At 47.8% G+C, this 24,897-nt stretch carries 20 protein-coding genes; 9 read left to right on the top strand and 11 right to left on the bottom strand.

Going from position 1 to position 24,897, the window contains the following annotated elements:
- Positions 1-23: 23 nt before the first annotated feature.
- On the bottom strand, positions 24-1,001 hold the full coding sequence (locus QFZ51_RS06760) for a FecR domain-containing protein (protein WP_429044485.1): 978 nt from the start codon (positions 999-1,001) through the stop codon (positions 24-26).
- 98 nt (positions 1,002-1,099) lie between these two features.
- Positions 1,100-1,630 (bottom strand): RNA polymerase sigma-70 factor, encoded by a 531-nt coding sequence (locus QFZ51_RS06755; RefSeq protein ID WP_429044482.1) that lies wholly within the window; start codon positions 1,628-1,630, stop codon positions 1,100-1,102.
- Positions 1,631-1,715: 85 nt separating this feature from the next.
- Here QFZ51_RS06755 and QFZ51_RS06750 point away from each other — a divergent pair, with 85 nt between their 5' ends.
- On the top strand, positions 1,716-2,774 hold the full coding sequence (locus QFZ51_RS06750; protein ID WP_429044479.1) for a quinone-dependent dihydroorotate dehydrogenase: 1,059 nt from the start codon (positions 1,716-1,718) through the stop codon (positions 2,772-2,774).
- Here QFZ51_RS06750 and QFZ51_RS06745 read toward each other — a convergent pair.
- The 3 genes from QFZ51_RS06745 to dnaB all read right to left on the bottom strand — a co-directional run bounded on the left by QFZ51_RS06745 (position 2,751) and on the right by dnaB (position 6,702).
- A complete protein-coding gene (locus QFZ51_RS06745) occupies positions 2,751-3,455 on the bottom strand; it encodes a 16S rRNA (uracil(1498)-N(3))-methyltransferase (protein ID WP_429044477.1) in 705 nt (234 codons plus the stop codon). The genes QFZ51_RS06750 and QFZ51_RS06745 overlap by 24 nt on opposite strands.
- A gap of 53 nt (positions 3,456-3,508) precedes the next feature.
- On the bottom strand, positions 3,509-4,867 hold the full coding sequence (locus tag QFZ51_RS06740) for an MATE family efflux transporter (RefSeq protein ID WP_429044475.1): 1,359 nt from the start codon (positions 4,865-4,867) through the stop codon (positions 3,509-3,511).
- 266 nt (positions 4,868-5,133) lie between these two features.
- Positions 5,134-6,702: a replicative DNA helicase gene (gene dnaB / locus QFZ51_RS06735; protein ID WP_429044472.1), complete on the bottom strand. Its 1,569-nt coding sequence runs from the start codon at positions 6,700-6,702 to the stop codon at positions 5,134-5,136.
- Positions 6,703-7,174: 472 nt separating this feature from the next.
- Between dnaB and pheT the strand changes: the two genes are divergently transcribed.
- The 7 genes from pheT (at position 7,175) to QFZ51_RS06700 (ending at position 14,354) form a co-directional block, all read left to right on the top strand.
- Positions 7,175-9,604: a phenylalanine--tRNA ligase subunit beta gene (pheT, locus tag QFZ51_RS06730; RefSeq protein ID WP_429044469.1), complete on the top strand. Its 2,430-nt coding sequence runs from the start codon at positions 7,175-7,177 to the stop codon at positions 9,602-9,604.
- 9 nt (positions 9,605-9,613) lie between these two features.
- Positions 9,614-9,922 (top strand): hypothetical protein, encoded by a 309-nt coding sequence (locus QFZ51_RS06725; protein ID WP_429044466.1) that lies wholly within the window; start codon positions 9,614-9,616, stop codon positions 9,920-9,922.
- A 17-nt stretch (positions 9,923-9,939) separates the two neighbouring features.
- Entirely contained in the window at positions 9,940-10,233 is a 294-nt protein-coding gene (locus QFZ51_RS06720; RefSeq protein ID WP_142683921.1) for a cell division protein ZapA, read from the top strand.
- 171 nt (positions 10,234-10,404) lie between these two features.
- Entirely contained in the window at positions 10,405-11,970 is a 1,566-nt protein-coding gene (gene rny / locus QFZ51_RS06715; RefSeq protein WP_370910991.1) for a ribonuclease Y, read from the top strand.
- 126 nt (positions 11,971-12,096) lie between these two features.
- Positions 12,097-12,708: a 3-keto-disaccharide hydrolase gene (locus QFZ51_RS06710; protein WP_429044463.1), complete on the top strand. Its 612-nt coding sequence runs from the start codon at positions 12,097-12,099 to the stop codon at positions 12,706-12,708.
- 12 nt (positions 12,709-12,720) lie between these two features.
- Positions 12,721-13,509 (top strand): SDR family oxidoreductase, encoded by a 789-nt coding sequence (locus QFZ51_RS06705; protein ID WP_429044460.1) that lies wholly within the window; start codon positions 12,721-12,723, stop codon positions 13,507-13,509.
- A gap of 23 nt (positions 13,510-13,532) precedes the next feature.
- On the top strand, positions 13,533-14,354 hold the full coding sequence (locus QFZ51_RS06700; RefSeq protein ID WP_429044458.1) for a purine-nucleoside phosphorylase: 822 nt from the start codon (positions 13,533-13,535) through the stop codon (positions 14,352-14,354).
- 90 nt (positions 14,355-14,444) lie between these two features.
- Here QFZ51_RS06700 and scpB read toward each other — a convergent pair whose 3' ends face one another.
- The 3 genes from scpB to QFZ51_RS06685 all read right to left on the bottom strand — a co-directional run bounded on the left by scpB (position 14,445) and on the right by QFZ51_RS06685 (position 17,416).
- Positions 14,445-15,665, bottom strand: a complete 1,221-nt coding sequence (gene scpB / locus QFZ51_RS06695) for an SMC-Scp complex subunit ScpB (protein WP_429044456.1) — start codon at positions 15,663-15,665, stop codon at positions 14,445-14,447.
- A gap of 116 nt (positions 15,666-15,781) precedes the next feature.
- On the bottom strand, positions 15,782-16,666 hold the full coding sequence (gene atpG / locus QFZ51_RS06690; protein WP_429044454.1) for an ATP synthase F1 subunit gamma: 885 nt from the start codon (positions 16,664-16,666) through the stop codon (positions 15,782-15,784).
- Positions 16,667-16,834: 168 nt separating this feature from the next.
- Complete coding sequence (locus QFZ51_RS06685) at positions 16,835-17,416, bottom strand: DJ-1/PfpI family protein (protein ID WP_079469564.1); 582 nt, start codon at positions 17,414-17,416, stop codon at positions 16,835-16,837.
- A 218-nt stretch (positions 17,417-17,634) separates the two neighbouring features.
- Here QFZ51_RS06685 and QFZ51_RS06680 point away from each other — a divergent pair, with 218 nt between their 5' ends.
- Positions 17,635-18,153 (top strand): hypothetical protein, encoded by a 519-nt coding sequence (locus QFZ51_RS06680; RefSeq protein ID WP_429044451.1) that lies wholly within the window; start codon positions 17,635-17,637, stop codon positions 18,151-18,153.
- A 77-nt stretch (positions 18,154-18,230) separates the two neighbouring features.
- Here QFZ51_RS06680 and QFZ51_RS06675 read toward each other — a convergent pair whose 3' ends face one another.
- The 3 genes from QFZ51_RS06675 to QFZ51_RS06665 are packed head-to-tail and all read right to left on the bottom strand — an operon-like array spanning position 18,231 to position 24,660.
- Positions 18,231-19,739 (bottom strand): TlpA family protein disulfide reductase, encoded by a 1,509-nt coding sequence (locus QFZ51_RS06675; protein ID WP_429044449.1) that lies wholly within the window; start codon positions 19,737-19,739, stop codon positions 18,231-18,233.
- 9 nt (positions 19,740-19,748) lie between these two features.
- Positions 19,749-21,098 carry a RagB/SusD family nutrient uptake outer membrane protein gene (locus QFZ51_RS06670; RefSeq protein ID WP_429044447.1) on the bottom strand — a complete coding sequence of 450 codons (1,350 nt, stop codon included), beginning with the start codon at positions 21,096-21,098 and terminating at the stop codon, positions 19,749-19,751.
- 10 nt (positions 21,099-21,108) lie between these two features.
- Positions 21,109-24,660, bottom strand: coding sequence for a SusC/RagA family TonB-linked outer membrane protein (locus QFZ51_RS06665; RefSeq protein ID WP_429044444.1), 3,552 nt, complete (start codon positions 24,658-24,660; stop codon positions 21,109-21,111).
- Positions 24,661-24,897: the final 237 nt, after the last annotated feature.

Raw genomic sequence — 24,897 nt, 5'->3', positions numbered from 1 at the left:
CAGCTTTAGTTGACGGCTAAAACCTATTTTAATTTGTATTGACGGTCGTTTACTTTTTCGTATGATGCGTTCAGCATAAGTGCCAGCGATTTCATCACCTCTTCTGTTGATTCATCTGTAAAGCTGGCCCGTACCGGCAGTTTCAGCAGGTCGGTGTCCATTACTTCTATTTTAACATCATACACCTCGGTGATCGTATGCAGTACTTCTTCAAGCGGGGTATTGTTGAACGACAACGACCGTTTACCCATATCAGTTACATGGGAAGCGATCCGGAAAGCGGGCCTGTCGTTATCCTTTTGTAATAACATACCATCGGTGAGCACTACGCTGTCTTTTTTATCATGATTAATCACCATTACCTTACCGTTGCTCACATGTACTTTCAGCGTGGCTTCGCCGGGTTGATAATTGATCATAAACCGGGTACCCAGCACTTTTACTTCGTTGTGCCCAAGTATGATCACAAAAGGGTTTTCCGCACTGCCATTTATATCAAAACTGGCCTTACCGCTGAAGGTTACTTTCCGGTTGCGGTCATTAAAGCCCCTGGCCACTTCCATTTTTGCACCTGCTGATAATTCAATCTTACTTCCGTCGCTGAGCACCGCGCTTACCGGGCCGGCATATACATAGTCCGGCTGATTACGGGTGATAAACCACAACCCGGCGCCCAATGCAACCAGCAGTACAGCGGCAATTTTCAGCCAGGTAAAGCGGGGTTTGGACCTGATGGCAATCAATGCCGGCCTATCATCCATTTTTTCCTGGAGTTGCGCCCAGGCGCTACCGGTATCGGCCGCCACTGTTTTTTCGTTGGCCGCAGCAGTATCCAGTACTTTCCCCAGCGATACCAGCAGGGCCATATTACCGGGGTCCGTTTCCCTCCATGCTTCCACCCACGCACGCTCTTCCTCATCCGCTTCATTCAGCAGATACTTGCAGAGCAAGGTATACAGCGCCTCATCGGGCAGTGCCTCGTTAGGAAAAGATGGTGTCATCAGTTGTTGTAAGTTTTTACAGTCGTCGCCCTTCGGGCGGTAATATATTAATAAGACGCACGCGAAATACAGATGCCCCTATGCGCCCGGAAATATTTTTAGAACAGGAATCCTGTCAGTAACGGCAGGTACTCCTTCAACTCCTGGTGGAGGATCTTCAGGGCCTTGCCCATCTGATTTTCCACCGTTTTTACAGAAATATTCATCGCTTCCGCTATTTCTGCATATTTCATATGCTGCTGGCGGCTGAGGATAAACACTTCGCGGCAGCGCTCCGGCAACTTTTCCAAGGCCACCCGGTACAACCGCTCCAGCTCCTTCACTTCTTCCCCCGCGCCAACCGTTGTTTCTGTTATTTTCCCATACCCATTCTCCTTTTCCGAGCGCACAACATCCTTTCGCCACTGGCTGATGGCGGTATTACGGATGGCAGAAAACAAATATGCTTTTACCGGGCCTGTAATAGTGATAGTGTCCCTTTTTTCCCACAACCGCAGGAATACCTGTTGTACTATTTCCTCCGCTACATGGGTATCCCCGGTGTAGTGAGTGGCAAAGGCCAGGCAATAAGCATGGTTTTCCTTAAATAATGCTTCAAATGTTTGGAGCTCCAGCATGATGAAGGGCAAATATAGGAAGGATTTTCACTTACGCGAATTTTGTCTTACTCCAAACCACACAAAATTCGCCCCCTGTCTTGCTCCCAATCGCGTAATGCTTATCTTTGTTCCCGCAATGTACAACCTGATTAAAAATTTCCTTTTCCGCTATCCGCCGGAAAGTATTCACCACAGCGTTATGCGTGGTATGAAAACAATTTATTCGCTGCCACTTGGCAAGAATATCCTGAACGCCTTTTGCGGAGTAAAAACCCCGGGCCTGGAACGTGAAATATTCGGACTTACCTTTTCTAATCCCGTGGGCTTAGCGGCAGGTTTCGATAAAGATGCAAAGTACATTGATGAACTGGCCTGCCTGGGTTTTGGTTTTGTGGAGATAGGTACCGTAACGCCGCTCCCACAGCCGGGTAATGAACTCCCGCGGTTATTCCGCCTGCCGGAAGATAAAGCCCTCATTAACCGCATGGGCTTTAATAACGAAGGAGCTGTGGCTGCCGCAAAAAGACTGCAACGCAAAAGATCCAATATTATAGTAGGCGGGAACATCGGGAAAAATAAAGTGACCCCGAATGAAGAAGCTGTCAGCGATTATGAAAAGTGTTTTCATGCGCTGTATGATGTGGTAGACTATTTCGTGGTAAATGTAAGCTCTCCCAACACGCCAAACCTCCGCGCCTTACAGGAGAAAGAGCCGTTGAAACAACTGCTGCATCACCTGCAGGTACTGAATGCCCAGAAAGTAAAACCAAAACCCATCTTACTTAAAATAGCACCCGACCTCACTACCGAGCAACTGGATGATATTATTGAAATAATAAAAGAAACAAAACTCGCCGGCATTGTAGCCACCAATACTACTATCAGCCGGGCAGGATTAAAAACACCGGCAGCGGAAGTAAATGATATCGGCGCCGGTGGACTCAGCGGTTTACCTGTAAAAAAGAAAGCCACAGAAGTGATCCGCTATATCCATACGCATAGCCAGGGCAGCATTCCCATTATCGCTGTGGGCGGTATTTTCACCGCGGAAGATGCGCAGGAAAAACTGGATGCCGGCGCATCGCTGGTGCAGGTGTATACCGGGTTCATTTATGAGGGCCCAACGATCGTGAAAAAGATCTGCGCGGGCTTACGCCCAACTGGCATTCATTAGTGTTACCGCCACCATACCGGCCGTTTCCGTACGCAGGCGGGTATCTCCCAGCGATACGGGTATATAGCCTTCGTCCAGCGCCAGCTTTATTTCTTCCGGTGTAAAATCACCTTCAGGGCCTATCAGTATAATGCTATCCTTTGCAGGCTGCATCACTTGCTGCAACGGGGTTTTCTGCTCCGGCAAACAATGCGCAATCAGCCGCTGCGGATCTTTATTATTTTTCACCAGCTTTTCAAAAGCCTGTGGTTCCTGCAATTCCGGTAAGTAAAACTGCTGCGATTGCAGCATAGCCGACACCAGGATATTCTGCAATCTCTCCGCCTTCATCTTTTCTTTCTCCGTACGCTGGCTTACCAGCGGAATGATCGTTTGAATGCCTATCTCTGTGGCCTTTTCCAGGAACCATTCTATCCGGGATGCATTTTTTGTAAAGGAGATAGCGATCCGCAATGCCCGCGCAGGCGCCGGCATCGTTTCAGAAGAAACAATCTTTACTACACATTTCTTGCGGTTATCATCGGTGATCACCGCGGTGATCTTATGCCCGCGGCCATCTGCCAGCAACACCTCATCGCCCTTTTCATGACGAAGCACCTGGATACAATATTTGGAAGTATCCTCATTCATGGTATACACTGCGGCATCCTGCTGTATTTCCGGCGCGTAAAAAACTGACATATATTTTTGATTATCCTGATGTGCGAAGATAGTATACAGAGATGATATGGATTTTATCCGGCAGATGATATCCGTAGTTTCCTGGTTTTAACCTGGAAACGCACAAACAACAGCACAGAAGCCACCAGTAAGCCCAGCAGCAACGCCCACCACACGCCTTCCACGCCATAATTCAATTTGATACCCAACAGGTAACCCAAAGGAATCCCCAGCACCCAGTAAGCTAACAACGTTATCACGGTAGGAATACGCACGTCGCCCAGGCCGCGCAAAATACCAAGTCCCACCACCTGCATACCATCAAACAACTGGAAGAAAGCCGCAATGATCAGCAGGCGGGAAGCTATCTGGATTACCTGCGGGTCCTGGATATAAAATGACGGCAACAGCTGATTACCCAGCGTAAACAACAGGGCAGCGGCTCCCATCAGCAGCAGCACCATATGATAACTGGCGATGGCGGATAAACGCAGCGCCCCGAAATCTTTCTTCCCAAAATTATTCCCGCTTTTGATACCCGCTGCCGCGGAGATACCGCTGGCCATCATGTAGGTCATGGCAGCAAGGCTCAACGCTATCTGGTGCGCCGCCAGTTCTGCCGCTCCCATCCAGCCCACCATCACAGCCGCGCCACTGAAGGCGCTTACTTCAAACAGGTATTGCAGCGCCACCGGCGTACCGATGCCCAGGATCTTTTTAATGGCGGCTGCCTTCAGGTTCTTAAACCCGAACGATTGCAGGTATGGTTTGAAGCGGGGCGCACGCAGCACATAAAACGCCATCGTAATTCCCATAATAAGGCGGTCGGTAAAAGTGGCGATACCCACGCCGATCACACCCATCCTGGGCAATCCGAACAGGCCGTACACCAACGTAATCCCTATCAGGATATTCAGCACATTCCCGATGATACTGATATTCATAGCCTGGCGGGTAAACCCAAGCCCTTCGGCAAACTGCTTGAAGGAAAGGAACAGCATCAGCGGAATAAAGGAAAATCCCAGGAAACGCAGAAAGGGCCGGGCCTGATCTGCCACATCCCCTTCCTGGTGCAGGAAAGATAAATGGGCGCTGCCAAAATAAATAACGGCAGACAGCACCACACCCACCACCATATTGATAATAAGACTATGACTCAGTAAATGCCCGATGGCGCCTTTGTTGCCACGCCCGTTTTCCTGTGCAATCAACGGGGTTAGTCCGTACGACATACCAATACCGGCCACCATAAATACGGAAAACAAGCCATTGCCCAGGGATACTGCTGCCAGCGGCACCTTCCCGGTATGACCAATGATAATACTATCTGATAATGCTACTAATGTGTGCCCCAGTTGGGAAATAACTACGGGGTAGGCTAAACTGAAATTGTCTTTGTAATGACCTTTGTACTTTAAATACAGTTGTTTCATTGATTGTTCTGTTATGCGGATTTTGTCTTTCCCAGGATTACGCTGATTATACTGATTACCTGGATTGATTTTTTGGGATTTTTTAAGGATCTGGGGAGATATAAGCGATATATTCCGCTTACATCTCCCCAAATCCTTAAAAAATCAAAAGTGATCAAATCAAAGTAATCAGTATAATCAACGTAATCCTGAGTAAGACAACCTCCGCGTATAAAAAAAGCCGGCGATCATTTCGATGCCGGCTTTTAGCAATATCTTTTTATGCGCTAAAATGGTGCATCTTCAAATCCTTCATCGAAGTTCATGTCGTTCATTTTGGATCCCTTCTGTATGTACAGCTTCGCTTCATCGTTGCCGCCGCCACCTTGTTGCGGACGGTTCATGCCTGCGTAGGGATTGCCGCCACCGGGGTTTTCCAGGCTGCCATCATCTTCAAAGCGCTGATATTCCAGTACGGCTCTCAATTTGATGGTATCCAGCTGACCATTACGGTGCTTGGCTATACGAACGTGGGTTTCACCTTTATTGGATTCGCCCATTTCATTGGTGTTGATTTCATAATATTCAGGACGGTACAGGAACATTACCATGTCCGCATCCTGCTCGATGGCTCCGGATTCACGGAGATCACTCAGCTGCGGCATTTTGTTACCGTCTTTACGTTTTTCCACATCACGGCTCAACTGCGAGAGGGCGATTACCGGTACCTGTAACTCTTTTGCCAGTCCTTTCAGATCGCGGGAAATCTTACTGATTTCCTGCTCACGGTTGGAACCTTTACCATCGCTGCTGCCGCTCATGAGCTGGAGGTAGTCGATGATGATAACGCCTACGCCGTGGTTATGTACCAGCCTGCGGCATTTGGCGCGCAGTTCAAAGATGTTGAGGGCCGGGGTATCGTCAATGAAGATGGGAGCTTTTGCCAGGCGTTCGATACCATGGGTCATCAGCTTCTTCATTTCATATTCTTCCAGCTTACCGCGGGAAATTTTTTCCAGCTTTATTTCTGACTCGGCCGAGAGGATACGTTGTACAATCTGGCCGGACGACATTTCCAAAGAGAATACCGCTGCTCCTTTAGGGAAGCGGGGGTGGAGGGCCGCGTTACGCGCCAGGTTCAGCGCAAAGGCGGTTTTACCCACAGATGGACGGGCAGCGATGATGATCAGATCTGTGGACTGCCAGCCATAGGTTACTTTGTCCAGTGAAGGGAACCCGGACGGTACCCCGGTAATATCATCTCCTTTATTCCGCAGGTCCTCGATGCGTTTCATGGTGTTCACCAGTACGCGGTCGATGGAATCGTAGTTTTTACGGAGGTGATTATTTGTTACTTCAAATAGCTTTGATTCGGCGCTGTCGAGCAGGTCAAACACATCCGCAGTGTCTTCATAAGACTCTGTGAGGATTTCCCCCGAAATGCGGATCAGTTCCCGCTGGATAAATTTCTGGAGGATGATGCGGGCATGCGCTTCGATATTTGCAGAAGACACCACCATGTTGGTGAGCTTCATCACGGTAAATGGTCCGCCGATTTGTTCCAGTGAGCCCATGGATTTCAGCTCTTCTGTTACGGTGAGGATATCCACCGGCATCGACTTACCCGCCAGGCGGGTCATGGCACTAAAAATAATCTGGTGAGCTTCCACATAGAAACACTCCCCTTTCAATATCTCGATAACGGTGTCAAATGCACCTTTTTCCAGCATTACGGCTCCCAAAACAGCTTCTTCCAATTCTTTAGCCTGTGGTGGTATCTTGCCATACACCAAGGATGACACATCAATGGACGGTTTTCTGCGCACATTGCGGTCCTTCTTAAGATTGAGATCCATTTATGGTTAGTGTATTAAAAAAAGTTAATAAAAGGTTACTGTCAATGGGCCTTTCCTGTTGTTTTTACAATCGATATCTGCATTTTCCCGCATTCTATAGGGGTCATAGCTACGTTAAGAAATTGTAAACTTTTTCAAGCCGTACAAACTAAGGTAAAGGCATTTTTCCGATTAATACCCTCTCCTTAGTTATTAAATTTATTAAGCCTCATACACAGGTTATCCACAAGCAAAATGTCAGTTATCCACTGACAGCGCTATGGTTATCCACCAAAACACAGAAAATTCCCTGGCAAAGGTCCGATTATTCACACACATTGTGTAAAAAGATTTTCCACATCCTGCAAAAATACAGCACTGTAGCGGTTTTGGGCTATTTTTAATTTCAAAGAATCAAAGCAGATAAGCCGCAAAGCCCGAAAATCAATTCTAGTTGTTAACTTTACGCCACTTATATAAACCGAGCAGATAAATGACGATTTCATACAACTGGCTATGTGATTATTTACCGGTGAAGCCTACACCGGAGGAACTGTCTACCATTTTAACCAGAATAGGCCTGGAGGTAGAAAGCCTGGAGAAATTTGAAGCAGTAAAGGGAAGTCTGGCTGGATTAGTAATCGGAGAAGTACTGACGGCAGAAAAACACCCCAACGCAGACAAGCTGAAACTCACCACCGTTAACATTGGCAACGGCGAGCCCCTGCACATCGTTTGCGGCGCTCCCAACGTGGCACCCGGACAAAAAGTAGTAGTGGCGCCCATCGGTACCACCATTTACCCGCTGAGTGGCGAACCGCTAACCATGAAAAAAGCAAAGATCCGTGGAGAAGAAAGCCAGGGAATGATTTGCGCGGAAGACGAAATCGGGCTGGGTAGCAGTCACGACGGCATCCTGGTGCTGGACGCCTCCCTGCAGCCAGGCACTCCTGCCAGTGAAGTCTTTAAACCCGCACAGGATTGCATCTTCGAAATAGGTCTTACCCCCAACCGCATGGACGCCATGAGCCATATTGGCGTGGCCAAAGATGTTTGCGCATTCCTTAATAATTTAGAACATACGCATAAATACCAGGTACAGCTGCCTGAAATAAAGGCCCTGCCCAAAGCAGATGCGCCTTTAGCCATCAGCGTTACCATCGAAAATACAGATGCCTGCCCCCGGTACAGTGGTATTTCAATTACCGGCGTACAGGTGGCGCCATCCCCCGAATGGCTGAAAGCCAGGCTCACCGCCATTGGCGTTCGTCCTATCAATAACATTGTGGATATCACCAATTTCATCCTGCATGAAACCGGTCAGCCACTGCACGCATTTGATGCGGCAGCGGTAAAAGGCAATGCCATCGTGGTGAAAAATCTCCCGCAGGGAACGCCCTTTGTTACATTGGATGAGAAGGAAAGAAAACTGGATGCCACCGACCTGATGATCTGCAACGGCGCCGGCGAAGGCATGTGCATAGCAGGCGTATTCGGCGGATTGCACTCCGGCGTAACCGATACCACCCACAACATTTTCCTGGAAAGCGCCTTTTTCAGCGCCGGTGGCATCCGTACCACGTCGTTCCGTCATGGTTTACGCACTGATGCGGCCACTCGTTTTGAAAAAGGAGTGGATATCTCTAATGTCGTGTTCGCCCTGCAACGTGCGGCAGATCTGATCTGTGAGCTCAGCGGCGGAAAAGCAGCATCGGAGATCATCGATGTATATCCGGCTGTAAAAGTAAAAACGCAGGTGGAAACTACGTATAGCTATATCCGTAAACTCAGCGGCGGCAACTATCCCGGCGATAAGATCAAAAACATCCTGCGCAGCCTGGGCTTCGACATCCTGTCGGAAACCACCGAAGGACTCCGCGTAGCCGTGCCCTTCAGCAAACCGGATATCAGCCTGCCGGCCGACCTGGTGGAGGAAGTAATGCGCATCGATGGCCTCGATAATATAGAAATACCATCTAAAATAGCGATTTCCCCTGCCCTCTCCGCCCAACCGGACGCTGAAAGGGTAAAGGAGAAGATTGCAGACTATCTCGCCGGCAACGGGTTCAACGAAATATTCACCAACTCCATTACTAACAGTAAATACTATACGCCGGAAGTGCTGGAGCATGCCGTGAAGATGATGAACAGTCTTACCGTGGAACTGGACATCATGCGCCCGTCCATGCTGGAAACCGGCCTGGAAAGCATTGCCCATAACCTGAACCGCAAAAACGAAGACCTCCTGTTCTTCGAATTTGGTAAAACCTACCAGGTGCTGGAAAAAGGCTATGGCGAAAATAATCACCTGGTATTATATCTCACCGGTAAAAAAACAGCGGAAACCTGGATGCACAAATCCAGCCCGGTAGACTTTTACTTCCTGAAGGGTTTTGTGATCAATATCCTGCAGCAACTGGGTTATAAGCAGTTCACCTGGGCGGAAAGCACCGAAGAGGGCCTGCAGCCCTCCTGGGATATCAAGATAAAAAACCAGGTGGTGGTGACACTGGGAGGCGTGCCCACAGCTAAACTGAAGCAATTCGATATCCGCCAGCCCGTATGGTTTGCTACCTTCAACTGGGATAAAATACTGGGACTCTTGCAAAAAAGTGATAACTTTTACAAGGAAATTCCGAAATTCCAGGCCGTTAGAAGGGATCTGGCACTGGTGCTCGACAAACAGGTTAAGTTTGCCGCCGTGGAAACAGCCGCACGCAGCGTGAAATCGGGCCTGTTACAACAGGTAAATCTGTTCGATGTATTTGAGAGCGAAAAACTGGGTACTGATAAGAAGTCTTACGCCGTGAGCTTTACCTTCCTGGACGCTCAGAAAACACTTACAGATAAAGAAATTGACAGTGTAATGGACAAACTTATCAAAACGTTTGAAACACAGTTACAGGCGGAGATAAGAAAATAAGTAAATGAAATGGTGCTCGAGCAATACATTCAACGTGTAGAAGAAAAATTGCACCTGCTGGTAAAAAAGCTCCAGCAGGTGCAGGCTGAGAATGCATTGCTGAAAGAAGAAGTGAGCATACAGCAACAGGAGCTGCAACAGCAGCAACAGGCGGTACAGGGACTGGAGGAAAGACTGCAACTGATGAAAATTGCATCTACCGCCCAGGGAGGTACCACCATAGCAGCAGAAGACGAAGCGTTCAAAAAAGAGATCCGGGGCAAAATCAATGATTACATTAAAGAAATTGACCGTTGTATCGCTTTGCTGAACAGTTGAATTAAAAATCATACATCATGGAGCAACTCATTCCTGTTAATATTATCGTAGCAGACCGCTCTTACCGGATCAAGATAAAACCGGAAGAAGAAGCGGAAGTACGTCGTATTATGAAAGAAGTGAATGAGAAGATCGTCGATTTTAAAACTGCCTATGCAGGGAAAGACCTGCAGGACTATATCGCTATGGCCCTTATCATGTACGCCACGCACCCTGTAACCAGCGGCGGTAAAGCCCAGGCTAGCACTGCGCCTTTTTTGCAGGAGAAGCTGGAAAAGCTGGAAGAAATTATCAACCAGGCATTGGGTTGATCACGTTACCCATTGCTTAACAATGAATTAGCTAATTGGCTAATTATCACGTATCAAACACGCTTTAACTGCTATTTTTTTGTATTTTCGCGGGTCAGTTCTCGCCCCTGTCGTGTTTTAGCAGCGATATGGGTATGAGGATACTACATAAATCAAGTATAAATAATTCATATGGATGTTACACTTATCACGACAATAGCTGCAGTAGTGGCATTGATCATTGGGATTGTGCTAGGTAAGGTGATTTTTGCCAAAAATACGCAGCATAAGATAGACGAAGCTGAACTACAGGCTAAAAAAATCATTGCAGATGCGCAGATCAGTGCAGAAAATCTTAAAAAAGACAGACTGCTGGAAGCCAAAGAAAAATACCTGCAACTAAAAAGCGAATACGAAAAAGACGTATTGCAACGCAACCAGAAACTGGGAGAATCGGAAAACCGCATCAAACAGAAGGAACAGGCATTAAACCTGAAAAACGAGCAAATCCAGAAGCAATTAAATGAAAATGAGGCGATCAAGGAAACCCTGAACCGCCAGATGGAACTGGTAACCATCAAACGTACCGAACTGGAAAAACACCAGGAAGAGCACATCCGCCGCCTCGAAAAAGTGGCTGGCTTAACCGCAGACGAAGCGAAACACCAGCTGGTAGAGAGTTTGAAAGAAGAAGCCCGCTCACAGGCCCTCTCTCATATCCAGGAAATCATTGAAGACGCTAAATTAAAAGCGAATAAGGAAGCAAAGAAAATCATTATCCAATCCATTCAACGTACTGCTGCAGAGCAAACCATTGAAAATACCATCACGGTATTTACCCTGGAAAGCGATGAAATCAAAGGCCAGATCATTGGCCGTGAAGGTCGTAACATCCGCGCCATTGAAGCGGCTACCGGTGTGGACCTGATTGTAGACGATACCCCTGAAGCCATCGTATTATCTTCCTTCGACCCGTTACGCCGTGAAATTGCCCGTTTATCCCTGCAACGCCTTGTTCAGGACGGACGTATCCACCCTGCACGTATCGAGGAAGTAGTAGAAAAAACCAAGAAACAACTGGAAGAACAGGTAATGGATATCGGTGAAAGAACCGTTATTGAACTGGGTATCCACGGCCTCCATAAAGAACTGGTACGCCTGGTAGGTAAGATGCGTTTCCGCTCTTCCTACGGTCAGAACCTGCTCATGCACTCCAAAGAAACCGCTAACCTTTGTGCGGTAATGGCAGCTGAACTGGGACTGAACCCTAAACTGGCCAAACGCGCCGGCTTACTGCACGATATCGGTAAAGTACCGGATGAAGAAACTGAACTGAGCCACGCTCTGCTCGGCGCCAAGCTCGCTGAAAAATACGGCGAACATGCCGCCGTGGTAAATGCTATCGGCGCCCACCACGATGAAATGGAAATGCAATATGTTATTTCTCCCATCGTTCAGGCCTGTGATGCTATCAGTGGTGCACGCCCCGGCGCACGCCGCGAAATCATGCAGAGCTACCTGCAACGTATTAAAGACCTGGAAAACCTGGCGCTTGCCCACGATGGTGTGGAAAAAGCCTATGCTATCCAGGCTGGCAGGGAACTGCGTATCATTGTAGAAAGTGATAAAGTTTCCGATGGAGACGCAGATCGCTTATCCTTTGAAATTGCCAATAAAATACAAACAGAAATGCAATATCCCGGCCAGATTAAAGTAACGGTAATCCGTGAAAAAAGAGCAGTGAATATAGCAAGATAGTTTTCTGATTTAATAATTCAGGAATTTGAACTTATATTGGAGTCCTCCGGTTTTACCGGGGGACTTTTTTTATAGATCAATGACTGATCTTCATTCACCTGAAAATCACTAAATCTTAGCAGTGTTATGAAAAAAACCTTTTTCAATTGTTTACTGGGAACCGCCCTGTTATTGGGCTCAGGCAGTGCATTCGCACAAAAAGCACAGTCTTTATTCAATGGTAAAAACCTCGATGGCTGGAAAGTATATGGTACAGAGAAGTGGTACGTGGAAAACGGAGAACTGATCTGCGAAAGCGGCCCGGATAAAGAATACGGCTACCTGGCCACCGATGGGCAGTACAAGGACTTTGAGCTGACCGTACAATTCAAACAGGAAGCCAATGGCAACAGCGGCGTGTTCTTCCACTCTTCATTAGATGGCACCAAAATCACCGGCTGGCAGGCAGAAGTAGCGCCGCCCGATATGCATACCGGCGGTATCTACGAATCTTATGGCCGTGGATGGCTCATTCAGCCCGATAAAGAGAAAGAAAAGTTCCTGAAAATGGGCGAATGGAATACCATGAAAGTAAAGGTGCAGGGCGACAATGTAACCACCTGGCTCAATGGTCATGAAATGATCACCCTGAAAGATGACAAGATTGGCGCGGCCAATGGCCAGATAGCCCTCCAGATTCATTCCGGCGGCGGTATCAAGGTAAGATGGAAAAACATCAAACTGGTGCCTTTAAAGTAAATACACCGTTGAATGCACTTTACGGATAAAGTAATATTAATTACAGGCGCCAGCTCGGGTATAGGCCACGAGCTGGCGCTTTTGCTGGCAAAGGAAAAAGCCCGGCTGATACTCGCAGCAAGGAATCAGCCCGCCCTGGAAGCAGTACGCAACCAATGCCTGCTGTACACACCCCATTGCGAAATATTGCTGATGGACGTAACCGATGAAGTCCAGGTAAATGAAGGCGCCCAACGCGCCCTTCAGTTTTTTGGGAAGATAGATATCCTCGTGAATAATGCCGGCGTTACGCAACGGTCCAAACTGATAGATACCTCCATAGCGGCTATCCGCCAACTGATGGAAGTGAATTTCTTTGGCGCGGTGATGCTCACCAAAGCCCTGCTGCCACATTTCAAAGAACAGGGCAGCGGCCAGATCGTGGTGATCAGCAGCATGGCCGGCCTTATGGGCTATCCCTGGCGCTCCGGCTATAACGCCGCCAAACACGCCCTGCAGGGATACTTCGAAACACTGCAAACCGAACAACCCATCCCCCGGTTATATACTACCATTGTTTGCCCGGGCCGCATACACACGCCCATTACCTATTCCGCCATCACTGCCAACGGCGAGCCTTACGGGAAAATGGACCCCGGCCAGGCGAATGGCATACCGGTTGACCGCTGCGCGCAGCAGATCCTCAGGGCCATGCATAAACGAAAAAAAATAGTGCTCATCGCCCGGGAAGAAAAGCTCCTGCTATGGATTAAAAGATATTTTCCACCACTGTTTTACGTGATTGCGCGCAAAGGGAATTAATTTGCAGCAAATTCAACAAACGTATGGACCTGTTACTGCAACAAATAGCTGCGGCTACCACCTATCTGCAATCCTTTTCCTTTGAACAACCGCGTGTAGGCGTAGTATTGGGCACAGGCCTCGGGGAACTGGTAAATCATATTAAAATAGCCCATTCCATTCCCTACCAGCAAATCCCTCATTTCCCTGAATCTACCGTAGAATCACATAAGGGCCACCTGATCCTCGGGCATATCGGCGATACACCAGTAATCGCCATGCAGGGCCGCTTTCATTACTATGAAGGCTATACGATGCAACAGATCACGTTCCCCATCAGGGTGATGAAAGCACTGGGCATCCAGCAGCTGCTGCTCAGCAATGCCGCCGGTGGCATGAATCCGGATTTTAAGAAAGGCGACCTCGTATTGCTGGATGATCATATCAATATGCAACCAGAAAACCCGCTGCGGGGGCTCAACTCACCGGCATACGGTCCACGCTTCCCGGATATGAGCTGCCCGTACCACCCGGAGCTGGGCAACAAATTACAGGCGGCTGCCGCCTCACTGGGCACCACGTTAAAAAAGGGTATATACGTATCCGTTATGGGGCCCAACCTTGAAACACGGGCGGAATACCGCTTCCTCCGCATGATAGGCGCAGACCTGGTGGGAATGAGCACTGTGCCGGAAGTAATTGTGGCCAATCAGCTGCAGTTGCCTTGTGCAGCAGTTTCCGTGGTAACGGATGAATGCGACCCGGATAACCTGCATGCCGTTTCCATAGAAGAAATTATTGCCGTAGCCGGCAAGGCGGATAAATTGCTGAGCGGACTTTTTGCGGGGGTGATTACCGGGTTGTAGCGTAGGTTGTCTTTCTCTGGATTACGCTGATTATACTGATTACTTTGAGTTTTTTAAATAAAACAGCGGCTTCGATGAGCCGCTGTTTCTTTATTTTTTTCCGGAATTGTCGTTTTTTTCGTCATTATCGTCGTCTTCATCATCTTCATCATCTTCATCATCTTCCTCTTCTTCCTCCTCATCTTCCACACCGGGTCCGCTGACCACCAGCAGCTTTTCGCCTAAAATGGCATCTTCCATCATATCATCCGGATCTTTATCGCCATCGTCCTCATCATCATCTTCTTCAGTATCTTCTTCTTTCTCCTCTTCCACATCATCTTCTTTTTCTTCTTCTCCGGAGATGACATCTTCCACGATACCATCGGGATCTTCATTCTCTTCGTTGGGGCTATGAGTAGCGGTATCCTTTACGGCATAAGGGTCTTCGTCTTCTTCCTCCCCATCCTCTTCGGTGGTGCTGGTGTCGCTTTCACCTTCTTCTCCGCCGCTGAGTTCTTCATTTACTTCTTCAATAATATCATCAAAACGAACAATTTCATCGTCAGGTTCCACTTCCTCATCTTCTGAGGCGGGCGGCTCTTCTTCGACGTCCGGGGCGGGGGGGGCCAGGTGATCCAGCTGGTGATCGGGGTCCAGGAGTTCTCCGTCTTCCGACACCATCAGGGAATGGACTGTTTCCGCTTCGGCGGTATGGGTGTTGTGTTCTCCCCGGCCGAGGGTAGCGGTATCGTCGGTGATAAGAGTAGGTTGCACCATTTCCTCATCAAATAATTCTTTCAGTTTAGGCAAATCAGCTACGGAGCTGATGCCGAAGTAATCCATAAAGGAGCGGGAAACGGCGTACAGCAGCGGTTTACCGGGTTGGTCTTCGCTGCGGCCGGTAATCACGATCAGTTCCTTTTCCAGGAGTTTTTGGATAGAATAATCGGTGCTTACCCCGCGGATATATTCAATTTCGCCTTTGGAAATCGGCTGCCGGTAGGCGATGATGGCCAGGGTTTCCAGGGCGGCAGTGGAAAGGCGTTTCAGGAATTTATCCCCGTTGAGCTGCGCCACTGTCTGGTAATACTCTTTTTTGGTGAGGAACTGGTAGCCTCCCCCGCTGCTACGTACTTCGAAAGCATAAAATTCAGAGTTGTATTTCTCCCTGATCGCCTCCATAGCGGCTTCCACCTGATCCAGGTTGGTACGGTCTTCCAGAAAAGCCAGTGCATTGTTGAGCAGATCCACTATTTCCAGCAAAGGTAACGGCCGGTCGGCGGCGAAAATTAATGCTTCCACGTGCGGGATGATCTGTGATATTTCCATACGTTAACAGGAGATGTGGATTTACAAAAAAGGTCAAAGACCGAAAATACAGTCTTTGACCCTAATCTGAAAATATTAATTCAGTTGTTGACTTAGTGTTAATAACCCCTCTATCCTTAGTTCGCCAATGCAGCCGCACCACTCACGATTTCTGTGAGCTCGGTGGTAATAGCAGCCTGACGGGCACGGTTGTAAGAGATCTTCAGGGAACGGAGCAATTCGCTGGCGTTTTCTGTAGCCTTATCCATCGCGGTCATACGGGCGCCATGCTCGGAAGCGTGGGAATCCAGGATGGCTTTGAAGAACTGGGTGTTCAGGATCTTAGGCATCAGTTCAGCAATCAGGGTATCTTTTTCAGGTTCAAAGATGAAGTCCGCTTTCAGACCACTCTTTTCCTTATTTTCTACTTTCGCGATTGGCAGGAACTGCTCTGCTACAAAGATCTGCGTAGCAGCATTTTTGAATTCGCTGTAAACGATTTCAACGGCATCGTAAGTACCATCGGTAAAACCCTGCAGCGCTACTGCTGCCGCTTCTTTCACGTGATCAAAAGTAAGACTGCCAAAAAGCTGCCAGAACTTATCATTTACTTTGTAACCGTTCTGTACAAAGTGATCATATCCTTTTTTACCAATTGGTAAGATTTCTACCTGGCCCTGTTCAAACTGTTCAGCATACTTTTCGCGGATCACACGTTTAGCTGTTTTGATCAGGTTGGAGTTAAAGGCGCCGCACAAACCCCTGTCTGAAGTGATGACCACAACCAGTACTTTTTCAACCTGACGCTGAGCTGCCAGTGGTGTATCGATATTGCCTTCGCTGTTGGAAACAATATTCTGCAACATTTCCTGGAGCTTTACGGCATACGGACGCATCAGCATGATGGCATCCTGTGCACGTCTTAATTTAGCAGCACTTACCATTTTCATGGCTTTGGTGATCTGCTGACCAGATTGAATAGATTTGATTCGGTTACGAACTTCTTTAAGCTGTCCGGACATATATAAAAATCAATTACGAATTACGAATTATCAATGACCAATGCAGGGATAGCCTCCTGAATTTGGCTGCAAAGGTAAGCAATGGCCGTTTAATTTGAAAATCCATGGAAAGATAATTTAAACTTTCTTTCTTCTTCTGATAATCAATTGTTTACACATGTCTATCGATTACAGGGTGATGCTGGTTCCCAGTACCTGCAAAAACGCTGCAATCCACTGCGGATGAGCCGGCCATGCGGGTGCAGTTACCAGCTTGCCATCTACCACGGCCTCATAAACATTTACAGATACATAAGTACCTCCGGAAGCGGTTACTTCCGGCGCTACTGCCGGGTAAGCCGTCAGTTTCTTTCCGCGTACCACATCGGCAGCCGTCAGAATCTGGATACCATGACAAACAGCCGCCACCGGTTTATCTTCCAGGAAAAAATGCCTCACCAGCTCCAGCACATTTTTATTCAGCCGCAGGTATTCCGGGGCACGGCCGCCTGCTATCACCAGCGCATCGTAATCAGCGCCGGCCACATCGTTAAAAGTGGCATTCAACACAAACCCATGACCCGGTTTTTCACTGTAAGTCTGGTCTCCTTCAAAATCATGGATGGCCGTTTTGATTTTATCTCCTGCTGCTTTATCCGGACAAACCGCATGTACATCATGACCAATCATCTGCAGCATCTGGAACGGAACCATTGTTTCATAATCTTCTGCGTAATCTCCTGTCAGTAATAATATCTTTTTCTGTGCCATAGAATTGAAAGTTTTATTGCGTTAAAAAAGGCTGATGAAGATACGCATTTAGCTTTTAGCAAAAATGCAGCAAACGATCATGATGTGATCCCCTGCTGCATTTTTTTATTCCCGTAATATTTTTTGTTTAAATTCGGCTATGGGTTTATAATTCAGGCCATTAAAGTTTTCATGTTAAGCTCATCATTACCCTATATCAAAGCAAATTCCAGATAGAAATGAAACAATTAACCTATTTTCTTACAAAGAAATTTTATCTGCCACTGTTATTTCTGGGTGCCGTAAGTTTCGGACCAGGGTGTCAGAAAGCAAAACACGCCGATCCCTGTGAAGACGTACTGAGCGAAGGCATGCCTACCCAGGTGGGATTGATATTTATAGATGGACAAACAGGAGAAAATATTCTTTTGTCAAAAAATATTGATACTGCCACTATAACAATTACTCCGGAGCCGGCAGATCTTCCCTCAGAACGGGGAGTGATAGAAAAACGACCGGGGGCGCCTATGTATGGATCACTGATTTTTCATATTGCTGATACAAAAAAGGGCGCATTCAAATATAGAATAAACATTCCCACAGTAGGAAGTGCTACCCTGTCTTATATTAATAAGGAAATAAAATCAGACAGTAAATGTAAACCGTTTTATATCAGTGTAACTGATCCGGTAATTGAGGACCATCAGTTTACAGTTTCCAGCACAAACTCCCGGCTGATATTTAAAATAACGCTTTAATTTTCATTTCATCATAACCGGTATCTGCTACTCATAAAATGCAGTAGCAGATACCGGTTTATTTTATCTGCCGGCATTTATCCTTCCGCCAGCAATTTATCCAACAATGCCCGCAGCGCAGGATTGGAAGGCCGCAGCGCATCAGCACTCACAATTTTCCCATCGGGCCCTATCAGTATAAAACGCGGAATGGCATTGATATTGAATTTCTGGATGAAATCAGATTGAAAATCTTTATCCGCCAGCAACTGTATGCCTTTCAGGTTTCCTTTCTGCACAAAATCTATCCATTTTTGTTTGTCTGCACTTTTGTCTACCGACAGGCTTACAAACCGGATCTTTTTGTGTTCATACAATGCTTCTATTTTCGACAAATGCGGGATTTCCATTTTACACGGACCGCACCACGTTGCCCATACATCAATATAAACATACTCCCCGCGTAAATCTTTCAGGGAAACTTTTTTGCCATTAACATCTTCATAAGAAAAATCGGGAGCAGGCGTGTTATCGCTGTAAGTATTGGCATTGCGGTAAATTTCCCGGATCTCTTTCAGGTAAGCAGGATGCTTTGCACTAGCCACGTAACTGTTATACAAACTATCCCGCACCTGTTTATCCTTCAGCATTTTTAAAGCATTCCGGGTGCCGGTATAAGTGTAGTACTGGAGCATAAAAGAATCGCTGATTTCGCCCTTTGAAATATACAATCCCATCAGGGTCCGTATATTATTGTCTTCTACAGATGCTTCAAATAAATGTCTGTACTTGTAGTACTGAATAGTAGAAAGATACCGATCCAGCACCTCCCTGTACCAGGCGGATTGTTGAAACAATGCAGCATCATTCTTATCCCAGTCGCTCATTGTCAGTTTATCCAGCAGCGCACGTTCTGTGCTGTCAAGCCTTTTCACATGCATGGCGCGGCCTGCTTCCTGCATGAGCCGCTGGTATGCTGTATCTTTCCTGTTACCGGTTTCCATCAGTTTATAAAACGCCTCCTGCTTCTTCAGGTCCGTTCCGTAATAGAGGCTGTAGTGGGCTAATACATATTTACCGTAGTACGCCAGGTCCTTACCGGCCATCTCCCGGAAAAATACGCTGGAGGATTGGTCAAACAAATGTTGTCCATCTTTTACGAAAGCATCCATCTTACCGATAAATTCCGGAACAGGGGTATACAAAGCTTCCTGCCCAAGCATATGCTCGGGGTCGGTGGCTACATATTTGGATAATGCTTTCCGTGCGTCTGCAGTGGCATTGTTTTCAAAGCTGCCCTTGCCGCTGAAGCGGTAGGTACTATCCGGCGCCAGTGCCATCTGAAGCTGGTAGCCAGGCTCCAGGTATACCTGCCCCACGCCGGTGAGGGAATAAAATCCCTTTGCAGGCAGGGCTACTTTTGAATGAAAGGTGCCGTCTCCATTTACAGGAATCAGCAGGTCGGCGCCGGTCATATTTTTCAGGTGCAGCGGTGTGGTAATATCGTTGCCACTCAATTTTCCTGAAAGTGTAGTAGTCATTTTCTGCGCAGCAGCAGTTGTAAACAGCAGTGTGCAGGATATCAGTACGGGAATAATATTTTTCATATAAGATGATTAACGGTCATTTAATTGCATGTCTGGATTAAATTGTTGTACGCGTGCGGGGATCTGGAAAACATACTTCTTGCTGCCTGGTTCCAGCGTGGCTTTCAAAGCGCCGGTGCCGTGCACTCTGCGCTCTACCAATGGCATCCGGCCTTCGCGGTCGAGGCGTTTCATATCCATCCAGCGTTGCCCGCGGAAAGCCAGTTCCCTTCTGCGTTCCTGCAACACTTTCATTAACGCATCTTCCTTTCCCGTGGCAGTCAGCGGCGTATAAGCGTCTGTTTTAAACCGGTATTTCCGCAGCTCATTCACGATGTTCATGGCGGCCTCGATTTGATTATCACGCGCCAGCACTTCTGCTTTTGTCAGGTGCATTTCCTGGAACGTTGTGCCAAAATTGGCATAGCCGTTTGTGCCGGAAAAGTAATAGTCATCAGGAAAGTCGTCAAACGCATAAGTGAGCAACAGTTTCCGGAGATCACCGGGTTCGTATAAATCACTCAGCGCGTGTTGCATGCCCATCATAGAAGGGATCGTATAATCCAACGAACCGCGTTGCCATAGTACTTCCGGGCTCAGGTCCGTTTCCGGGAATGAGTAAGGATCTTCGTAATCATTATAATTAACCATGCTGTGCGGCGCCGTTAATGCCAGGTCGGTATACTTTTTCGTTTTTTCATAATCCTGCATGTAGAGATAGATCCTCGACAGCAAACTATACGCAGCGTACTTTGTGGGCCGGTACTTGTTGAGATTGGTGAGCGGCAGCGATGCGATGGCATCCGTTACATTGGTAAGGATCGTATCCAGCGTTGTTTGTACAGAAGACCGCGGCGGCGTTTTATCGGTCACATTCGTGCTTCTTACCAATGGTAAACCCGGATCATTGGCAGCGGTGGCCGGATTATAGGCTTTTGCAAACAGCGTCAGCAACATGAAGTAACAATCTGCACGGATCACCAGCGCTTCCGCCAGTGTGGAAGCACGGGCTGCCGGCGTACCATCTGTGGTAGCCATTACATTATTGATGATTACATTGGCATTGTAAATAGTGTTATACAGATCGCCCCACGCTGCGGGATTCTCTTTTTCATTCTGGTCAATGCCAGGGCGCCAGTAATAAGCATTGGCTGGCGGTACTGTGCTCAGGTCATCAAATTCCTCGTAATAATCGTCTGTACAATACAACAATGCAGGCGGAAAAGTAAGCGTCATTGACCTGGAGTTCAGCATCAGTTGGTAGTCGCTCAGCTTCTCCGGAATTACGATCCCTTTTGGCTTCACTTCCAGGAACTTATCACAGCCGGAAAAAGCAGCGATGGCAAGTAAAAGGATAAAGACAATATTGATTGATCTCATAGATGAATGATTAGAAGTTAGTAAAAAGGGAAATGCTGTAAAGTGGCCGTTGCGGCAATTGGCGCACCCCGCTGGTCCGGTCTATCGCTTCCGGATCAATGTCGTTCCCGCTAAACGTATAGTAGAACAGGTTCTGGCCCTGTAACCGGATCTGCGTTTGACTAAGTCCCATCCGTTTTATAAAATTAAACTTCGGGTTATAGGTAATGATCAGGTCACGCAGCCGGATATAATCCGCCCGGCGTACGAACTGCGATGCATACTGGTAACCGTAACGGGCATACGAAGAAAAATAGAATGGATCCTGTGCAGCACCTGGTGTAAACCCGGGAATATTGGTATGCAGTTCATCTCCGGCTTTTTTCCAGTAATTGGCAGATCCTTCCAGTAATGATGTGCTGTAAGTACTCAGGTTTACAGGATTGGGCTGTTCTACCCGCATCACATGACCACCATAATACATGAAGAGAAATGACAGGTCAAAAGCGCCTACGGAGAACTGGTTATTCAGGCCCAGTACATATTTGGGAGTGGTAGTACCGTTGTAGATCAGGTCCTCAAATGCTACATCTACCTTTGCATTACCATAAAAATACAGGATATGCTGGCCTCCTTTCCGGTCATACACAAATGGTTTGCCCATGTTCGTTAGTCCGCCGTAATTATAGCTGAATAACGCATCCATCGGATACCCCTGCCGGTTAATACGGCTACTGGTTATATCCTCTGTACTTTCATATTCACTGGCTTTTACCGCCAGTACTTTATTATTGTTCAATGAAGCGGTAAGACTTGTACGCCACCCGAACCGGCGGTTTTGTACATTCACGGTAGAAATCAGCAGATCCACGCCGCTATTCCGGATAGTAGCGGTATTGGCATTATACTGGTTAAACCCGCTGGTGGGATCAGCATCATATTGTCCGAACACATCTCCCGTTCTTTTATAATAATAATCCACAGAACCAAACAGGCGGTTGTTAAAGAACCCGTAGTCCAGGCGCAGGTTATAAGTGCGGGTGGTTTCCCAGCGCAACGACTGGTTCTCGGGTGTTATCACATAAAAGGACGGTTGGGGAACCACAAACACATTGTTCAGCTGCGAAGCCAGGATCAGGAAAGGGCCGTTGTTACTCACCGGCACATTACCATTGAAACCCGTAGTAGCATTCAGCTTCAGCTCACTGATCCAGGTGTTGTCTTTCAGAAAATCCTCCATGTGCAGTCGCCAGGCGGCGCCGGCCGACCATAACGGACGATATTTATATTTGGGGTCCACACCAAACAGGTTGGACTGGTCGATACGATAACTACCGGTAACAATATATTTACTGTTGTAGATATAGGTGCCCTGTGCATAGTAAGAAAGAAAGCGCCGGTCGGCACTGGTTTCATTGACATAATCCCTCATGGCAAGAGCACCGCCGAACTGGGTTACATCCGGGAAGGCAGAATTGATATAAAGGCTCGCACGTTGCAGGTTAACGGGTCTGCTGATCAGCGATTGTCCATCATACCCGAAGTAACTGTTAAGATAGCTGTCGTTAGTGGTTTTTCGCTGTTCTACGCCCAGAATACCCGACATTTCATGCCGGCTGTTGGCAGAACGTTTATCAAAATTCAGTTGTGCACGCAGGGTGTAGTTGATGGCTTTCTGATCTGTCCTCCGGAGAATATTACCCTGCGGAATGTCGATGAACATAGGTTTTCCACTGGGGTCTTTGCTGGCTTTAAGGTTCAGCAGCCTGCGTACGGTGTAAGATTGTTCATCCAGGAAGTTGTCCTGGATCCCTTGCTGCCGTTCATAATTACCGCCTACTTCGGCAGACATCCAGTCTGTGATCTTTCCTTCCAGGCGGGCTTGCACCCGAAACGCATTTGTGTTGACCTTAGTTGTATTGGCAGTGAGTTCCCGGTAAGGATAATAAAGCTGGTCATACAATCCCAGGGCGATCAGCCGGTTGTTCCTTGCACGGTTTACACCAAAGTTGAGATAGTCCCTGTTCACTCCCTGAGCTACCGGCAGCGGGGTGCCATCGGCATCAGCCAGCTTTTCATACGGATAAAAATCATTCATGGGAGCGGTAGTACCTTTTTCGGATTCCGCATGCGAATACACGCCGCGAAAATCCATTTTCAGCCGGTTGGAAAGCTGGTAGGTATTGGCAAAATTCAGGATCAGCTGGTTGTTCTTCGATCCCACATTCACCGGTTGCTCCGCAATGTAATTCACCCCCAGCAGGTAAGTGCTTTTTTCATTTCCGCCGCTTACATCCAGGTTAAGATTGGTGGCCTGCCGTGTACGGAAGTAGAGGTCTTCGTATTCCCGTGTATTATCATAGCTCCCCAGCGAATCCAGTTTCTGCCTTGCTACCTCCGGGCTAATGCGTTTTTGCTGCTCGTCGAAGAGGATGGCAATGGCAGGAGCCATAGGCCGGTCATAAGCGGTATAGCCGATTTCATTCGGATTGGCACGCTTGAACTGTGCTTCCTGTAAGGTCACAAATTCCTTTGCCCCGGCAAACTTCAGGTAGCCAAAATCGGGCGACTGCTGCAACGCAGTGGTCGCGCGCAAACTAAATTTTGCCTTACCGGATTTCCCCCGCCTGGTTTCTACCACAATTACACCGTTGGAAGCGCGCACGCCATAAATGGCCGCGGCGGCGGCATCCCGCAGTACGGAAATAGAAACGATATCAATAGGATTGATAGTGTTAAGATCTATTTCTGTTGGAAAGCCATCCACCACTATCAACGGCTTCTTTACCGCATCAAAGGTAGAAACGCCGCGGATAGATAACTCGCCGGACTGACTGTTATACACCAAACCAGGGACCTTGCCTTCCAGGCTTTCCAGGAAGTTACCGGTAACGGCTACACGCTGATCGTATTCTTTTTGCGTTATCACAGAAGCGGCGCCGGTCAGCTGGTATTTAGGAATCTTTTTATACCCCGTGGAAATGGTTACGTTTTCCAGGTTCCGCACATCTGCCTGAAGGGCGATGCGGATATCGCTGCGGCCATTCACGGCAACTTCCTGCGGGGTATAGCCGATCATCTTTACCATCAGTGTTGCGCCGTCTTCTATATCGGCAGTGATCAGGAAAGCGCCGTCATCATCGGTAACGGTACCACGGGTAGTACCTTTCAACAGCACGGTCACACCAGGCAGGGGTTCCCCCTTTTCATTGACCACCGTTCCTTTTAACAGGACCGGCCGGGCCGCCGCCAGGCTGGTTTGTGCGGGGTTCGATGCCTGCTGCGGCCGGGGCCTCCCGGTTACAAGGATGGTATTGTTCCGGATCACATATTTCAGCGGTTGCTCCCTGAACGCAAGGTCCAGGAACGTTTCCAGTTGCATGTTATGCGCATCTACCGTCACCTTTCTGGCATCTTTCAACAGGTCAGCATTATACACCACCAGGTACCCGGTTTGCTCCCTGATGACGGAAAACGCTTTCTCAAGCGGTACATTTTTTCCGGAAAAGGTGATCTGTTGCGCATAGCTGCCCGCGGTTACATGCAGGAATGCAGCTGTAAGAAGAAGCATGGTCAATTTCATGACTTTCAGTATTGGGATCCCCGTTCGGTAAAGGGATCCTTCGATTTTAGTTGACAACCGGGCGCTGCACATAGCTGGTGCTCCGGGGGCATGCGGACGTCGCATACCTTTCCCGGACCGGTTACAAAGAGCATTTAATTGCATAGCTTTGCAATGGTTTAGTTGATAAATAAGCAGTCTTGTGGGACTTGTTTTCTCAGTTAAGCCAATCTTTAACCGGAAGTGCTTCGAACCGCT

The sequence above is a fragment of the Chitinophaga sp. W3I9 genome, from assembly GCF_050434025.1.
GTDB lineage: Bacteria > Bacteroidota > Bacteroidia > Chitinophagales > Chitinophagaceae > Chitinophaga.
This window is presented reverse-complemented; position numbering and strand designations above follow the sequence as displayed.

What these genes read in the sequence shown, in the direction of transcription:
- QFZ51_RS06760 (WP_429044485.1), bottom strand. Translation starts at nt 1,001, where the DNA reads ATGACACCATCTTTTCCTAACGAGGCACTGCCCGATGAGGCGCTGTAT.
- QFZ51_RS06750 (WP_429044479.1), top strand. Translation starts at nt 1,716, where the DNA reads ATGCTTATCTTTGTTCCCGCAATGTACAACCTGATTAAAAATTTCCTT.
- QFZ51_RS06745 (WP_429044477.1), bottom strand. Translation starts at nt 3,455, where the DNA reads ATGTCAGTTTTTTACGCGCCGGAAATACAGCAGGATGCCGCAGTGTAT.
- QFZ51_RS06740 (WP_429044475.1), bottom strand. Translation starts at nt 4,867, where the DNA reads ATGAAACAACTGTATTTAAAGTACAAAGGTCATTACAAAGACAATTTC.
- dnaB (WP_429044472.1), bottom strand. Translation starts at nt 6,702, where the DNA reads ATGGATCTCAATCTTAAGAAGGACCGCAATGTGCGCAGAAAACCGTCC.
- pheT (WP_429044469.1), top strand. Translation starts at nt 7,175, where the DNA reads ATGACGATTTCATACAACTGGCTATGTGATTATTTACCGGTGAAGCCT.
- QFZ51_RS06725 (WP_429044466.1), top strand. Translation starts at nt 9,614, where the DNA reads ATGGTGCTCGAGCAATACATTCAACGTGTAGAAGAAAAATTGCACCTG.
- QFZ51_RS06720 (WP_142683921.1), top strand. Translation starts at nt 9,940, where the DNA reads ATGGAGCAACTCATTCCTGTTAATATTATCGTAGCAGACCGCTCTTAC.
- rny (WP_370910991.1), top strand. Translation starts at nt 10,405, where the DNA reads ATGGATGTTACACTTATCACGACAATAGCTGCAGTAGTGGCATTGATC.
- QFZ51_RS06710 (WP_429044463.1), top strand. Translation starts at nt 12,097, where the DNA reads ATGAAAAAAACCTTTTTCAATTGTTTACTGGGAACCGCCCTGTTATTG.
- QFZ51_RS06705 (WP_429044460.1), top strand. Translation starts at nt 12,721, where the DNA reads ATGCACTTTACGGATAAAGTAATATTAATTACAGGCGCCAGCTCGGGT.
- QFZ51_RS06700 (WP_429044458.1), top strand. Translation starts at nt 13,533, where the DNA reads ATGGACCTGTTACTGCAACAAATAGCTGCGGCTACCACCTATCTGCAA.
- scpB (WP_429044456.1), bottom strand. Translation starts at nt 15,665, where the DNA reads ATGGAAATATCACAGATCATCCCGCACGTGGAAGCATTAATTTTCGCC.
- atpG (WP_429044454.1), bottom strand. Translation starts at nt 16,666, where the DNA reads ATGTCCGGACAGCTTAAAGAAGTTCGTAACCGAATCAAATCTATTCAA.
- QFZ51_RS06685 (WP_079469564.1), bottom strand. Translation starts at nt 17,416, where the DNA reads ATGGCACAGAAAAAGATATTATTACTGACAGGAGATTACGCAGAAGAT.
- QFZ51_RS06680 (WP_429044451.1), top strand. Translation starts at nt 17,635, where the DNA reads ATGAAACAATTAACCTATTTTCTTACAAAGAAATTTTATCTGCCACTG.
- QFZ51_RS06675 (WP_429044449.1), bottom strand. Translation starts at nt 19,739, where the DNA reads ATGAAAAATATTATTCCCGTACTGATATCCTGCACACTGCTGTTTACA.
- QFZ51_RS06670 (WP_429044447.1), bottom strand. Translation starts at nt 21,098, where the DNA reads ATGAGATCAATCAATATTGTCTTTATCCTTTTACTTGCCATCGCTGCT.
- QFZ51_RS06665 (WP_429044444.1), bottom strand. Translation starts at nt 24,660, where the DNA reads ATGAAATTGACCATGCTTCTTCTTACAGCTGCATTCCTGCATGTAACC.